At 43.2% G+C, this 14529-nt stretch carries 12 protein-coding genes; 2 read left to right on the forward strand and 10 right to left on the reverse strand.

Features of this window, described 5'->3' with window-relative positions; translation table 11 throughout:
* The 6 genes from ctaG to cyoE all read right to left on the reverse strand — a co-directional run bounded on the left by ctaG (nucleotide 1) and on the right by cyoE (nucleotide 6008).
* Nucleotides 1-894, reverse strand: coding sequence for a cytochrome c oxidase assembly factor CtaG (gene ctaG, locus AU387_RS12995; protein WP_044155999.1), 894 nt, complete (start codon nucleotides 892-894; stop codon nucleotides 1-3).
* 26 nt (nucleotides 895-920) lie between these two features.
* Nucleotides 921-1253: a cytochrome c oxidase subunit IVB gene (gene ctaF / locus AU387_RS13000; RefSeq protein ID WP_044156000.1), complete on the reverse strand. Its 333-nt coding sequence runs from the start codon at nucleotides 1251-1253 to the stop codon at nucleotides 921-923.
* Nucleotides 1254-1255: 2 nt separating this feature from the next.
* Nucleotides 1256-1879, reverse strand: a complete 624-nt coding sequence (gene ctaE, locus AU387_RS13005; RefSeq protein ID WP_059335846.1) for a cytochrome c oxidase subunit III — start codon at nucleotides 1877-1879, stop codon at nucleotides 1256-1258.
* Nucleotides 1879-3747, reverse strand: coding sequence for a cytochrome c oxidase subunit I (gene ctaD / locus AU387_RS13010; RefSeq protein WP_044156002.1), 1869 nt, complete (start codon nucleotides 3745-3747; stop codon nucleotides 1879-1881). Before ctaD ends, ctaE begins: the two co-directional genes overlap by 1 nt.
* Nucleotides 3748-3779: 32 nt before the next feature.
* Nucleotides 3780-4850 (reverse strand): cytochrome c oxidase subunit II, encoded by a 1071-nt coding sequence (coxB, locus tag AU387_RS13015; RefSeq protein ID WP_044156004.1) that lies wholly within the window; start codon nucleotides 4848-4850, stop codon nucleotides 3780-3782.
* A gap of 240 nt (nucleotides 4851-5090) precedes the next feature.
* On the reverse strand, nucleotides 5091-6008 hold the full coding sequence (gene cyoE, locus AU387_RS13020) for a heme o synthase (protein WP_044156005.1): 918 nt from the start codon (nucleotides 6006-6008) through the stop codon (nucleotides 5091-5093).
* 351 nt (nucleotides 6009-6359) lie between these two features.
* Between cyoE and ctaA the strand changes: the two genes are divergently transcribed.
* Complete coding sequence (ctaA, locus tag AU387_RS13025) at nucleotides 6360-7280, forward strand: heme A synthase CtaA (RefSeq protein WP_044156006.1); 921 nt, start codon at nucleotides 6360-6362, stop codon at nucleotides 7278-7280.
* Nucleotides 7281-7693: 413 nt separating this feature from the next.
* On the opposite strand, the gene pyc is transcribed toward ctaA, so the two are convergent.
* From pyc to glsA, 4 genes are all read right to left on the reverse strand, one after another.
* Nucleotides 7694-11140, reverse strand: coding sequence for a pyruvate carboxylase (pyc, locus tag AU387_RS13030; protein WP_059335847.1), 3447 nt, complete (start codon nucleotides 11138-11140; stop codon nucleotides 7694-7696).
* 74 nt (nucleotides 11141-11214) lie between these two features.
* Complete coding sequence (locus AU387_RS13035; RefSeq protein WP_059335848.1) at nucleotides 11215-12426, reverse strand: FtsW/RodA/SpoVE family cell cycle protein; 1212 nt, start codon at nucleotides 12424-12426, stop codon at nucleotides 11215-11217.
* A gap of 202 nt (nucleotides 12427-12628) precedes the next feature.
* The gene (locus tag AU387_RS13040) at nucleotides 12629-12910 is read right to left on the reverse strand and encodes an Fpa/YlaN family protein (protein WP_003221339.1); all 282 of its coding nucleotides are present in this window, start codon (nucleotides 12908-12910) and stop codon (nucleotides 12629-12631) included.
* A 97-nt stretch (nucleotides 12911-13007) separates the two neighbouring features.
* Nucleotides 13008-13937 carry a glutaminase A gene (gene glsA / locus AU387_RS13045; protein ID WP_044156011.1) on the reverse strand — a complete coding sequence of 310 codons (930 nt, stop codon included), beginning with the start codon at nucleotides 13935-13937 and terminating at the stop codon, nucleotides 13008-13010.
* 103 nt (nucleotides 13938-14040) lie between these two features.
* Between glsA and AU387_RS13050 the strand changes: the two genes are divergently transcribed.
* The gene (locus tag AU387_RS13050) at nucleotides 14041-14526 is read left to right on the forward strand and encodes a hypothetical protein (protein WP_059335849.1); all 486 of its coding nucleotides are present in this window, start codon (nucleotides 14041-14043) and stop codon (nucleotides 14524-14526) included.
* Nucleotides 14527-14529: the final 3 nt, after the last annotated feature.

The following is a 14529-nucleotide window of genomic DNA, read 5'->3' on the forward strand; positions in this document are numbered from 1 at the left end:
TTATGATATCGTCTGCTGAATATAAGGCGGCTCCTCCTGTCCATCCTTTTCCCTTTCCTTCTTCACCCATTGGAAAAAGACAATAGCCAAAAAAGCGCCGTACACAATTTCCTGAATGATTTTCATCATAACTGCCCCAAGCTGCTGATCCTCTAACAAAGGAAGTGTGTTAAACATTTCCGGTCCTGTTAACGGAACCTGTCCCAGCATATCCGCAGGAACACAAAGCTTCATGGCTTCCGCCCAGGCAGACGGATCGGTATAAGTGGCATATAAGGGCGTGCCGCTAAACATGATCAGGGCGCAAGCAGGCGTGAGCAGCATACCGTCCGCCATAATATAGCCCAGCTTCATCAGGCCGCTGAGCTGCGGGAGCCGAGCCACCTTGTGTACGAGCGGCCACCACATAAAAAACGCTAACACGAAGATGAGCCAAGTCATTAACGCATGGTAAAGCGTATCCGTTTTGACAGTATCAAATATTAGCGGCACATGATATAGAGAAAAAATGCCGTTAAATAAAAGCAATGCAATTAAAGGTGTAGAGAAAAATGTAAAAAACGGTTTAATGGCAGGCCGAAAAATCATTTTTTCCCAGGCCCATGCGGGAATTCCTGCGATTAATAAAGGCGGAACCACTAAATACAAAACAGCCATCTGCACCATATGGGCGCTGAACATAATATGTCCGAGCAGATCAACCGGGCTTCCTTCGGCTGCATATAAAAACAGCATCGCCGACAGAAAACAGGCCATTTCTTTACCCGTGATACGGTCGGGCTTTGAAGACATCCGTCTGTAAAAAAAGATGTAAAGCACCGTGATGCCTAAAAGGATACAAAAAAGATAAGGGCTCCACATGGCGCGAAACCCAAACACGTCTAACTGATTCATGTCTTCACCTCCGGCGGCTGCTTAAATTACCACCATATAATTGTAACAAACGCAAGCACCGTAATGAACGCGACAAACATGCCTGAATACAGAAACAATGCCGGCGCTTCATGACCTTTCTGATTCATATGCATGAAGTAATACAGCTGAAATATCACTTGAACAGCCGCAAGCAGTATAATGAAAGGAATCGTAAACCAGCTGCCGATGCCGTCTGTTGCCACAGTCAGAAATGCAACGAGCGTAAGACCGATCATCAGGCCAAAAGACATGACTTGATATTTCATCTCCTGAGCATGCTTCTTTTTCTTATATTCAAGGTCGCCGCTGATATGTCCTCTGCTTTTTTTATCGACCATGTTTATCCCACCATCCCCATTAAATATACAACGGTAAAGATAAAGACCCACACGACATCAATAAAATGCCAGTAAAGACTGGCCACGTAAAACTTAGGCGCGGTATATAAGCTCAAGCCCCTCTTTGCATTGCGAATCATCAGCGTGCTGATCCACAAAAGGCCAAACGCCACGTGTGCACCATGTGTGCCGACAAGCGTATAAAACGATGAGCCAAGCGCCGAGCTTGTAATGGTAAAGCCAAACTCATGTGTGTAATGCTTAAATTCGTAAATTTCCAAGCCTAAAAATCCCGCACCCAATAACAAGGTAATTCCCAGCCAGAGCTGCATTTTGCCAAATGAAAAGTTTTTCATATGGTACATCGCATACACACTCGTTAAACTGCTCGTTAATAAGAGCATTGTGGCGATAAAAACGAGTGTGACATCAAAGATTTCTGTCGTAGGCGGGTCACCGGCGTTTGAATTCCGGAGTGCAAGAAAAGTGGCGAAGAGAGACGCGAACAAAACAGTCTCTCCCCCAAGAAAAAGCCAAAAGCCTAAAAATTTATTTTTCCCTTCCAGTGTTGCTTTTTCGGGAGAAGCTGGAAAGGTCTCTGCGGTGAGTTTTTCTTCAATTTGCATTACGCCTTCACCCCTTTATCATCGTTCGGCAGTTCCTCTTTGTGAATATGATAACCGTGATCATCAATCACTGAACGGAGCAGCATTGTAAAAAATGTGATGCCAAGTCCGATAAAGATCACCGGCAGACCCCAAGCGTGCTCGGTTCTATACAAGAGACCAAAGGCAGCGACAAAGAGTCCGAAGGAAATGATCAGCGGCAGAATTGAACCGTTTGGCATATGGATATCTTCAACCGGTTCAGCCGGTGTCATAGATTTGTGTCCCGCCTGCTTCTCGATCCACAGCGGGTCAAGCCCTCTGACAAATGGAAGCTGTTTAAAATTATATTCTGGCGGTGGTGACGAAACAGCCCATTCAAGCGTACGCCCGTCATGCCATGGATCATCTCCGACATATTCGCCCTTCACCGAGGTCCAGATGACATTGACAAGCAGGAGGATAACTGCTGCTGCCATAAAGAACGCCCCGATTGTACTGATCAAGTTGCCGGTTTCAAGCCCCTGGCCTGGCAAGAAGGTATACACACGGCGCGGCATTCCCATTAAACCGACAAAGTGCTGGATGAAAAAAGTAAGATGGAAACCGATAAAAAACAAAACAAATGAAATTTTCCCCATTGTTTCATGCAGAATTTTACCAAACATTTTCGGCCACCAGAAATGAACACCGGCTAATAGCCCGAATACGACTCCGCCTATAATGACATAGTGAAAGTGCGCCACAACAAAATACGTATCATGGAACTGGTAATCTGCAGCTGCCGCAGCCAGCATGACACCTGTCACACCGCCAAGCACAAAGGATGGGATAAATGAGACGGCATACAGCATGGCCGTCGTGTACTTCACATTTCCTCCCCAAATCGTCAGCAGCCAGTTAAATATCTTAATCCCGGTCGGAATCGCGATCGCCATTGTAGCAACTGCAAAGATTGCGTTCGCAATCGGCCCGAGACCTGTCGTAAACATGTGGTGCACCCAAACCATAAAGCCAAGAAAACCGATAAGCACGATCGCAAAAACCATTGAAGAATATCCAAACAATCGCTTTCTGGAAAACACAGGGATGACCTCTGAGAAAATACCGAAAGCAGGCAAAATCAGAATATAAACCTCCGGATGTCCGAATATCCAAAATAAATGCTCCCAAATAATCGTGTTACCGCCAAGCTCTGGATTAAAGAAATTTGTGCCGAACAGCCGATCCAGCATCATAAGAGCCAAGCCAACCGTAAGCGGCGGAAACGCAAACAAAATCAATGCCGACGCCACAAATGTCGTCCATGTAAACAAAGGCAGCCTCATGTACGTCATGCCGGGAGCCCTCATGTTAATAATCGTGGCCAAAAAGTTAATCCCGGCTATCAGCGTCCCCAGTCCGGATATTTGCAGTCCAAGGACGAAAAAGTCTATGCCGTGTCCTTTGGAATAAAGCGAAAGCGAGGCATATGACGTCCATCCCGCATCTGGCGCTCCTCCCAAAAACCAGCTTAAGTTTAAGAAAATGCCGCCGAAAAAGAAGAGCCAAAAACCAAGCGAGTTTAAAAATGGAAACGAAACATCCCGCGCCCCGATCTGCAATGGAACAACCGCATTCATCAAAGCAAATAAAAGCGGCATCGCAGCCAAAAAGATCATTGTCGTCCCGTGCATCGTCATCACTTCATTGTACGCTTGAGCACTGAGAAAAGCATTTTCCGGCTTTGCAAGCTGGATTCTGATAAACATCGCTTCAATTCCCCCGACAAGAAAGAAGAATCCCCCTGCGATTAAATAAAGTATCGCTATTTTTTTATGGTCCACCGTCGTCAAATAATCCCAAAGCATAGATCCGCGCGTCCGCTTTTCTGTAAGCGCATTCAACATATGTGACCTCCCCCAATATCTCCCTTTCTTCCCTACTTGCTTTCTGCTTTCAAGCCTTTTAAGTATTCATAAAGCGCGTCCATTTCACTGTCTGAAAGCTTCGGATATGTTCCTGTCATTTTGTTCCCCGGCTTTATGCTCTCAGGGTCTTTCAGCCAGGCTTTCACATTTTCTTTATTCGCATCCTTCACCCCTGCCACTTTTGTCCTTTCACCGAATGTAGCAAGGTTTGGCGCCGTTCTTGCTGCCTCTGCACGCTTATCATTTGGCTCGACCGCATGGCAGCTCAGGCAGTTCTTCTCTTTGAACAGCTCTTCCCCCTGCTTAGCCAAATCACTTTCTGCTGCCGTCTTATAGTTTTTCATATCTTTTGTCCATGACTGGAATTCTTTCGCAGAAAGCGCCTTTACTTTAAAATCCATGAGTGCGTGTGAAGGCCCGCATAGCTCAGCGCACTTTCCAAAGAACGTATCTCCCGCCTCTTTGCTGCGTTTTGAATCGAAGGTTAAGAAGAACGTATTTTCGTTATCAGTATTGGTATCAATTTTTCCTCCTGCTGAAGGAATCCAGAAAGAATGTTTTACATCAGAGGCTTTTAAACTGAAATAAACCCGCTGGTCTGTCGGTACGATCAGCTCCTGGCTTGTGATAATGCCGTAATCAGGATATTCGAACTCCCACCAATACAAATTTGCTCTGACATTGACAACAAGAGCATCCTCGGCTTTGCGGTTTTTCTTATCCATAGGTGATGTATCTGCGAGTTCAAGCGTATATAATACGACAGGGATAACAAGAATGATGAGCAGCAAAATAGGGATCACTGTCCATGTGATTTCTAAAAATTTATTCCCTTCCACCTGTTTTGGTATCGTGTTCTCCCCAACCCGCGACCTTCTGAATCTCACAATCACATAAAAGAAGATAACAGATACGACTGCTACGACAACAACCATAATCAATGTACTGAGCACTGTCAGGTCATACTGTTTATCAGCCACCTCGCCAGCAGGCTTGAGCGTGGATAAAAAAGGTTTTCCACATCCGCTTAACAGAAGCGGCACTAAGGCTAATAATGAGATAAGACGCCAATGCTTTACCATTTCACCCAACCCCTTTTCTGGTCAATACAACGGCGGAGAATAGATTGATTCTTAATGCAATCCAGCCCGCCTCCCAATAAAGCACTTACATTTCCTCTTCTCTTAAATTATGAGTTTTTTTACTCAAAATGCCATCTATGTATAAAAGTAAAGCCGCCTGATTAAACAAAAGGTCAAGGCGGCATTTACTAGTTGTCATCGTTTATTTTGAAGCGATAAAACAAGCAATGTATCTATTTTTTAGAAAAGCGTAAAGACAACCATTGCAACGAAATAGATTGTCATGTAATTCAATGAGTAAACGAACATTAGCGTCGCCCACTTCATGATATTTTTTGAACGGAAGCCCATCAAGCCAAGAATCAGCCAGCCGATATTTAACAGCAATCCGAGAATCACAATCGGAAGACCGAGGCTTCCTAAAAAGAATGGAAGCGGCATCAGGCACGCAACCCATACAATAATTTGTCTTTTCGTTACTTCAAATCCGTATACGACAGGAAGCATTGGGATATTCGCGGCTCTGTAGTCCTCAGTTTTCTTAATGGCAAGCGATAAGAAGTGAGGAATCTGCCAAATGAATAAAATCATAAATAATACCCATGCCACGACGCCGATATTTCCTTCTACTGCCGTCCATCCAATCAGAGGCGGCACCGCTCCGGAAACACTTCCTACTACTGTGTTAATCGTATAGCGGCGTTTCGTCCACATTGTGTACAGGACAACATAAGTAAATACTCCGATAAAACCAATAACAGCAGCCATCACAGTGGTCATCAGCAGCATGATCAATCCTAAAGCAACAAGCAAAATTCCAGACCATAATGCCTGATTCGGCTGAATTTTACCCGTAACCGTCGGTCTTACTTTTGTACGCTCCATAATATGGTCAATGTCCCGGTCATACCAGTTATTGATCGCACAGGACCCCGCAATAATCAAAGATGATCCAAATAAAGTAAGAAGAACGGTGTTTATATTGCCTAAAAAGCTTAAACCGGAAATATGAAAAGCAAGCCACATTCCAGTAAAAGTTGTGATGAGATTAGAATTTACGATCCCTATTTTAATGAGGGACAGAAAATCTTTCCATGCCGTTGTTTCTTCAATTTGTCCGTCTATAGCTGTATCATTTAAGATTCTGGAGTTAGCCATAACGTAAACCTCCCTTACAAACCTAACGCAGGTTTATAATAACCTGCAACTCTATCATACAAGATAACAACTTGTAAAAAAACATCCTATTAAATATTAAACGAGAAACAGGAATTTATTTGTGAACTTTTTATGAATTTTACCAAAGATGAAGGCAAACGCCAATTCGATAATGCGTTTACCTTATTTCTATCAGACCCGGCATGAATAATCAAGTATACATTTCCAGAAGTCGTGATTCTATTATATTTTTGTGAACAAAGGGCTCTAAGAATTGCCACAAAACACATATTCGCTTACACTTGGTACGTATAAAAAATCGCAGCAGTTTGTTAAGAAGGTGAATATTGTATGAATAAAGCATTAAAAGCTCTCGGTGTTTTGACAACATTTGTGATGCTTATTGTTTTAATCGGGGGAGCCCTCGTTACTAAAACAGGTTCAGGCCAAGGATGCGGCAGACAGTGGCCGCTGTGCCACGGGCGTTTCTTCCCTGAACTGAATCCCGCTTCTATTATTGAATGGAGCCACAGATTCGCAAGCGGCATCTCAATTATTCTTGTATTAAGCCTTGCCTTTTGGTCATGGAGAAAAATCACACCTGTTTTCCGTGAAACAACGTTTCTCGCCATCATGTCCATTATCTTTTTGTTTCTTCAGGCACTGCTTGGCGCGTTGGCTGTCGTGTTCGGTTCAAACGCGCTTATTATGGCGCTACATTTTGGGATTTCACTGATTTCTTTTGCGTCTGTTTTAATATTGACATTGCTTATATTTGAAGCTGATAAATCAGCCAGAAAACTGGTCAAACCGCTTCAAATCGGCAAGAAAATGCAATTTCACATGATAGGTATTTTGATATATTCCTATATCGTTGTGTATACTGGCGCATACGTAAGACATACAGAATCCAGTCTGGCGTGTCCTGATGTGCCGCTGTGCAGCCGGCTGAACAATGGACTTCCGACCCAATTTCACGAATGGGTGCAAATGGGGCACAGAACTGCAGCCTTGCTCCTGTTTGTATGGATTATCGTTGCCGCTGTTCATGCGATTACTGCCTATAAAGAACAAAAGCAAATCTTTTGGGGCTGGATTTCGTGTCTTATTTTTATCACGTTACAGGCACTATCCGGCATTATGATCGTGTATTCTGAACTGGCGCTGGGCTTTGCGCTTGCGCACTCATTTTTTATTGCCTGCCTGTTTGGGGTTTTATGCTACTTCTTATTATTGATTGCACGCTTTCGTTACGAATCAAGACGGGCATAAGACACAAGACCAAAGCTCTTATACGCTTTGGTCTTTTTTATCATTCCATTTCGGCAGCTTCATATAATTCAACTTTCGGTTTGCATACTGAACTTGATGATTTATATAAGGTTTGGATCATCTCGGGCGATGATGTATTCTAAACGCGCTGCTCAATCGATGTTTGGGACAGGATTTTAATTAAAATAACTTTTCCTCTAGAAGTCAATTCATTCTCACCCGAAAAGAAGCCGTAATTATACGAAGCTTATTAAGCATCAGCTTGCTTTTCTCATTCCTGCACCCGCGAGCAGACAACCCATGCGTCCTTCACACACGTTTGAAACAGCCCCCGCTCGTTGCAGCAGCTGCACGTTCATATCTCGTTCCTCACTAAAAAAGAGTGTATATCAAATGATATACACTCTTTTTGATTATGCTTTTTCAATTTCGAGAAGCAGATCTCCCGTTTGGATCGGCTCTCCATTTTTCACATGAATCTGTTTGATTGTTCCTGAGAATGGCGCCTGAACCGTTGTTTCCATTTTCATGGCTTCGTTGATCATCAAATGATCACCTTTATCAACTTTGGCACCCGCTTCTGTCAGTACCTTGATGACAGTTCCAGGCATAGAAGCCGCAATATGACTTGGGTTTGTACGGTCTGCTTTTAATCTTTCCTGAACGGAAGACTTAATGCTTTCGTCCTTTATGACCACTTCACGCGGCTGGCCGTTCAGTTCGAAATAGATCACACGAGTTGCATCCGGCTGAGGTTCACCGATTGAAATCAGTTTGACGATCAGCGTTTTCCCGCGTTCAATTTCCACTTCTATTTCTTCGCCTAATGTCATGCCATAGAAGAAGGTCGGAGTATCTAATACCGAAATATTCCCATAGCTTTCAGCAGTTTTTACATAATCAGAGAAGACTTTAGGATAAAGGGCGTACGCCAAAGCATCCTGGTCTGAGATCTCCAGATCATGCTGCTCTTTAAACTCCTGTTTAATCGCTTCAAAGGATACCGGCTCAAGCAATTCTCCCGGTCTCACTGTGATCGGCTCCTGCCCTTTTAAAATGAGCTTTTGAAGTTTTTCCGGGAATCCGCCATGAGGCTGTCCAATATTTCCTTTGAAAAGCTCAATAACAGAATCAGGGAAATCTAATGATTCGCCTTTTTCGTAAATGTCCTTTTCAGTCAGGTTATTTTGCACCATGTACAGCGCCATATCCCCGACTACTTTAGAGGAAGGCGTAACCTTCACGATATCACCGAACATATCATTTACTCGTCTGTACATCTCTTTGACTTCATTCCAGCGATCGCCCAGGCCTACTCCCTTCGCCTGCTGCTGCAGGTTACTGTATTGGCCTCCAGGCATTTCATGCTCATAAATTTCGGTATGCGGAGACTTCATCCCGCTTTCAAATTCACTATAGTATTTACGAACTGATTCCCAATACTGGGATAATAATTCCACGCCTTGCACGTTCATTTCCGGACGGCGGGAGTTGCCTTCCATCGCATGGTAAAATCCGCTCGCGCTAGGCTGCGATGTTAAGCCAGCCATTGAGCTGACCGCCACGTCTACGATATCAACGCCTGCTTCTACTGCTTTTGCATACATATAAATTCCGTTGCCGCTCGTATCATGCGTATGAAGGTGAACCGGAATATTGATCGTTTCTTTCAACGCAGACACCAGCTCATATGCAGCTTGCGGTTTTAACAGACCTGCCATATCTTTAATTCCGAGAATATGGGCCCCTGCAGCCTCAAGCTCCTTCGCCATAGATGTATAATAAGCAAGATCATATTTTGTACGGGTTTTATCAAGAATATCACCTGTATAACAAATTGCCGCTTCAGCCACTTTACCTGAATCCCGAACGGAATCGATGGCTAACGTCATCCCTTTTACCCAGTTTAAGCTGTCAAAAATACGGAAAACATCAATACCGGATTGAGCGGATTGCTTCACAAATTCTTTAATCACATTATCCGGATAATTCGTATAGCCGACAGCGTTTGAGGAGCGAAGCAGCATCTGGAACAGCGTATTCGGCACTTCCTTGCGGAGGTCCTCCAGACGCTTCCATGGATCTTCCTTCAGGAAGCGGTAGGCTACATCGAAGGTCGCACCTCCCCACATTTCCATGCTGAACAGCTCCGGCCATAACGCAGCCGTCGGATTAGCGATTTTTTTCAAATCATGTGATCTGAATCTAGTCGCCAGTAAAGACTGATGGGCATCCCGGAATGTTGTATCAGTTAATAGAACAGATTTCTGTTCTTTAACCCAATTAGCAAGCCCTTCAGCGCCTTTTTCATCTAGAATCTGTTTTGTTCCTCTTGCAGGCTGCTGATCAACGTCGACTTTTACAGCTAAAGGCTTGTCAAACGCCGGTTTTTCTTTTTTGCCGATTCCAGGGAAACCATTCACGGTCACATTCCCGATATAAGTAAGCATTTTTGTTCCGCGGTCTTTCTGCTTAGGGAAATTAAACAACTCAGGCGTTGTATCAATGAAAGACGTATCATATTGTCCTGTCAGAAACTTTTCATGCTTTGCGACATTTTCAAGGAACGGAATGTTTGTTTTAATTCCTCTGATTCTAAACTCCTGAAGGTTTCGAACCATTTTGGCCGCCGCCTGTTCAAACGTTAAAGCCCAAGTTGAAAGCTTAACGAGCAGTGAATCGTAATATGGCGTAATAACGGCGCCTTGGAAGCTGTTTCCTGTATCAAGACGAACACCAAAGCCTCCGCCTGAACGGTAAGCCATGATTTTCCCTGTGTCAGGCATAAAATCATTTTGCGGATCTTCAGTCGTTACCCGTGACTGAATCGCAAAGCCGATTGTAAAAATGTCCTTCTGCTCCGGAATGTTGACTTTTTTGCTATGTAGGCTGTGGCCTTGGGCAACAAGTATCTGTGTCTGCACAATATCAACACCGGTAATCATTTCCGTAATTGTATGTTCAACTTGAACACGCGGATTTACTTCTATAAAATAAAACTCGTTGTTCGCGACAAGGAATTCAACCGTACCAGCATTTATATAGTTCACGTTTTTAGCAAGCGCAACCGCAGCTTCACAAATTTGGTCTCTCAATTCAGTTGACAGCGAAACGCTCGGTGCTACTTCGATTACCTTTTGGTGGCGTCTTTGAACAGAACAATCACGTTCAAATAGATGAATCACGTTTCCCTGATTGTCCCCGATAACCTGGACCTCAATATGCTTAGGGTTTTCAATCAGTTTCTCTACATATACTTCATCATTGCCAAAGGCTGCTTTTGCCTCTGATTTCGCACGTTCATATGCTTCTTTGACTTCACTTTCGCTTCTGACAATTCTCATGCCGCGGCCGCCGCCGCCAAGCGAAGCTTTAATAATAATCGGGTAACCGTGAATTTGTCCGAATTGTTCGACTGCTTCAAGCGTTTCTGCAGGGCCGTCGCTTCCTGGTATTACAGGAATTCCGGCTTTTTCCGCCTGCTCACGCGCTTTTACCTTATCACCAAACATATCTAAATGTTCAGAAGTCGGACCAATGAACACGATGCCTTCTTCTTCACAGCGCCTTGCGAAATGTATATTTTCAGATAAGAAACCATATCCCGGGTGGATCGCATCCACCTTGTTTCTTTTCGCAATATCAATAATACCTTCAATATCCAGGTAGGCATCAATTGGTTTTTTCCCTTCGCCAACCAGGTACGCTTCATCGGCTTTGTAACGATGATAGGAACCGGAATCTTCTTTTGAATAAACAGCAACTGTACGAACATTCAATTCTGTACAAGCGCGGAATATACGGATTGCAATTTCTCCCCTGTTTGCTACTAACACTTTTTGTATCGATTGCTGTGACAAACTTTTTTCCCCCTTACCCGAATGGAATATAATCTATCATATCGGAATATCCTTCACGTGTACACACTTGTTTTTTACAGATAAACAGTTTTTTCGAGCTGCTTCTTTTTCATTCCCTTTGGCGCCAAGGACTCTCTCTTTTTCTTATTCTCTGAATATTTCACAAACATGCTGATATTGATTAATATCCCCATGCTTCCCAATAATAGAAGTAAAGAAGAGCCTCCGTAGCTGATAAATGGCAGCGTAACACCCGTAATCGGGATTAGCCCGCTGACACCGCCAAGGTTAATAAACGATTGTACGGCAATCATGCTTGAAATGCCGATTGCCAGAAGACTTCCAAACGGGTCCTCGCATTTTCTCGCAATATAGAAACCTTTTAATACGATAAAGCCCAGCAGGAAAACAACAAATAATACCCCAAAAATGCCAAGTTCTTCAGCAATCACGGCCATGATAAAGTCAGTATGGGATTCTGGAAGATACCCGTATTTTTGGATACTTTCACCGAGTCCGAGACCGAAAATACCGCCAGACCCAATCGCATAATAAGAATTGATCACTTGCAAACCAGATGAATCCGCATATTTAAACGGATCTTCCAGACTCTCAAAACGAGCTAAACGCCCTTTAGTTAAAATATCATCCTTATTTAAATAAATAAGCGGGCTGACCAGGATTAAAACAATTCCGCCCAGCAAAACTAGCCTTGCCAGCGTCTTTCCGCTGAAACCAGAGCACAAAATCATACACGTTGCGATGATGGCGATAATCATCGCTGTACCAAAATCAGGCTGCATGGCAATTAAACCGCAGATAATAACCGTCATCACCACAGGAGGCGCAACTCCCGTTAACAGGTGATCAATATAGCTTTGTTTTTTTGCATATACAGCTGCTAGATATAAAATGACCACCAGCTTGACAAATTCACCCGGCTGGATACTCATTCCGCCGATTTTAAACCAGCTTTGCGCATTTCCGGCAACATGCCCGAATATAAACAGTGAGATAAGCGCAAACACAGAAGCAAGCAGCATTACCTTTTGAAATTTTTGATGAGCCAGTGCTTTATAAGGAAACACGGCCATAACAATAAAAAGGATTCCTCCTGCAATTAAAGCAAACAGCTGCCGCATGAAAAAATAATTACTGCTCACCCCATACCGAGAAACAGCCGTAATCATACTTGAGCTGTACACCATCACTAAACCGAATCCGCATAGTAAAACAATTGCGAATATCAGTGAGTAATCATAAGATTTTAGCATTTTTTTTAACATAACATCCTCTTCCCTGCTTCCAACTTCCATTACCTATGGTTTTTATGTATTTATATTTTTTATTTTACTACAATTTATCAAACGACACGAAGATTCTCTATACGATTCGGATGAAATGCACAAAAAGAGACCGTCATTAACGGTGAAAAAAGCAAGCAGTTATAAAAAAACCCAAACTGTTAATTAGTTTGAGTTTTATCATTTATTTACCTGTAAACGCGTCGTGCAAAGCAGACAATTCGCGTTCTAATGTGTATAAAAGGTCTTTTCCATCTTTTTCGTCAACCAATCCCAGGCGGACAGCAAAATCGATTTCCCTCGAAAGTCCGAACATTTGAGTATCTAATACCTCTTCATATAGAGGACATTGAGGCATCGTTAAGTTATCCATTTGTACTCGGATCAGCTTCAAAATCTTCTCAGCGTCAACTTTCAGTAGCTCAAAAGCTTTTTGCCGATGGTCAACTATCATCTCTGAAGCCAAAAGTATCCCTCCGTTCCCCAGGCGAGTACCTAATTCTTCTATTTATCATAAAGGGTATCAGCAGAAAATGCAAGAGGATTTAAACAGATGACATAAATTAAAAAATACTCAGCTTGTACGTTTCAGACATTATTTTCAAAAGCTTTACACCAGCAATGCTGTTCCCTTTTTCATCCAAAGCCGGGCCGAAAATCCCGATGCCAAAATCATAGGGTGAAATGCCCATAATCCCTCCTGACACTCCGCTTTTCGCAGGAATTCCGACCTTAATCGCAAATTCTCCGCTTGCATTATACATTCCGCAGGTAACCATAAACGTCTTGCAAATTCTCGCGACATCTTTTGAAATGACTTGTTCTCCTGTTTCTGGGTGCCTGCCGTTGAGCGCAAACACAGCCCCGATTTTTGCTAAATCAAGACTGTTCATCTCAATCGCACATTGCTTCGTATATAAATCCATTACTGCTTCAACATCATCCTCAAAAATCCCGTACTGCTTCATATAATAACACATCGCCCGATTAATCATTGATGTGCTGTATTCAGAATCAGCTACGTCCCGGCAGTAGGTGATGCCTTGGTTGTTTGTCAGTTTTCTGATGAAAGAAAGGAGATAATCGAGTCTCTCTTTAGACGTTTGTCCTTTCAACAAGCTGGTTACAACCAATGCTCCGGCATTTATCATAGGATTTAGCGGTTTGCTCGGATTCACGGTTTCAAGCTTAATGATTGAATTAAACGGATCACCGGTCGGCTCCTGTCCGACATAACTGAAGACTCTGTCCTTGCCGTATTCCATTAACACAAGGGCAAGCGAGAGCACTTTCGATATACTTTGAAGAGTAAATGTTTTTTCTACGTCACCCGCTGACAGACAAGTATTATTGGAATAATAAATCGCTACCGAGAGATCGTGCTGATCAGCTTTTGCTAAAGCGGGAATATAGCTGGCCACCTCTCCCTTGTCTGTCACTTTTTTCGCTTCTTTCACTAACGCTTCCAGCTCGTCATTATGCCGGCATACCATGCGACCACCCTCGCTCCCTGAGCATCTCAATACATATAATTTGTTACACAAAGTGACAATTCATGCGAAAACTTTTATAATTTTGAGAGAAGGGGGTTATACCATGAGCGTTATACAAGTAAAAGGCAATGTTACATATCCGATTACGATTGATCCGAGCGTATGGATTTTTGATGATCGCAAATTTTCATTTGACCGTAAAGGGGACGGCCAAGAAGTCAATTTTCATACGGCTGAGAATGAATCTGGCCTTGATACTGAACGTGTTATTAGAGAAGGACGGATTGCGCCGCCTACATTAAAGACGGAAAAACAATTTGAGAAACAAAAACTGATGAACGGCAGCTTCGCAATGAAATTGGGAACTGTGCTGAAAAATGCCGAGCCGCTCAGCTCTGCATCACAATGTGTATTTATTACAAGTTCCGGTAAAGCCGCCGTTCCTCTTGAAACCGCGCTGAACAGCATTGTCCATTTCAGCCAGGCGGGCAAGCCGATTCAGGAAGGCGGCCCAGTTCATATTTATTTTGAAGATCCAGTTGATCACAAACAGCCAATCACCAATATAAAAGTGATCGACATCATTTAAATC

Source organism: Bacillus halotolerans, assembly GCF_001517105.1.
Taxonomy (GTDB): domain Bacteria; phylum Bacillota; class Bacilli; order Bacillales; family Bacillaceae; genus Bacillus; species Bacillus halotolerans.

What these genes read in the sequence shown, in the direction of transcription:
- ctaG (WP_044155999.1), bottom strand. Translation starts at nt 894, where the DNA reads ATGAATCAGTTAGACGTGTTTGGGTTTCGCGCCATGTGGAGCCCTTAT.
- glsA (WP_044156011.1), bottom strand. Translation starts at nt 13,937, where the DNA reads ATGGTATGCCGGCATAATGACGAGCTGGAAGCGTTAGTGAAAGAAGCG.
- ctaD (WP_044156002.1), bottom strand. Translation starts at nt 3,747, where the DNA reads ATGTTGAATGCGCTTACAGAAAAGCGGACGCGCGGATCTATGCTTTGG.
- coxB (WP_044156004.1), bottom strand. Translation starts at nt 4,850, where the DNA reads ATGGTAAAGCATTGGCGTCTTATCTCATTATTAGCCTTAGTGCCGCTT.
- ctaE (WP_059335846.1), bottom strand. Translation starts at nt 1,879, where the DNA reads ATGCAAATTGAAGAAAAACTCACCGCAGAGACCTTTCCAGCTTCTCCC.
- cyoE (WP_044156005.1), bottom strand. Translation starts at nt 6,008, where the DNA reads ATGGCTAACTCCAGAATCTTAAATGATACAGCTATAGACGGACAAATT.
- AU387_RS13035 (WP_059335848.1), bottom strand. Translation starts at nt 12,426, where the DNA reads ATGTTAAAAAAAATGCTAAAATCTTATGATTACTCACTGATATTCGCA.
- AU387_RS13050 (WP_059335849.1), top strand. Translation starts at nt 14,041, where the DNA reads ATGAGCGTTATACAAGTAAAAGGCAATGTTACATATCCGATTACGATT.
- ctaF (WP_044156000.1), bottom strand. Translation starts at nt 1,253, where the DNA reads ATGGTCGATAAAAAAAGCAGAGGACATATCAGCGGCGACCTTGAATAT.
- ctaA (WP_044156006.1), top strand. Translation starts at nt 6,360, where the DNA reads ATGAATAAAGCATTAAAAGCTCTCGGTGTTTTGACAACATTTGTGATG.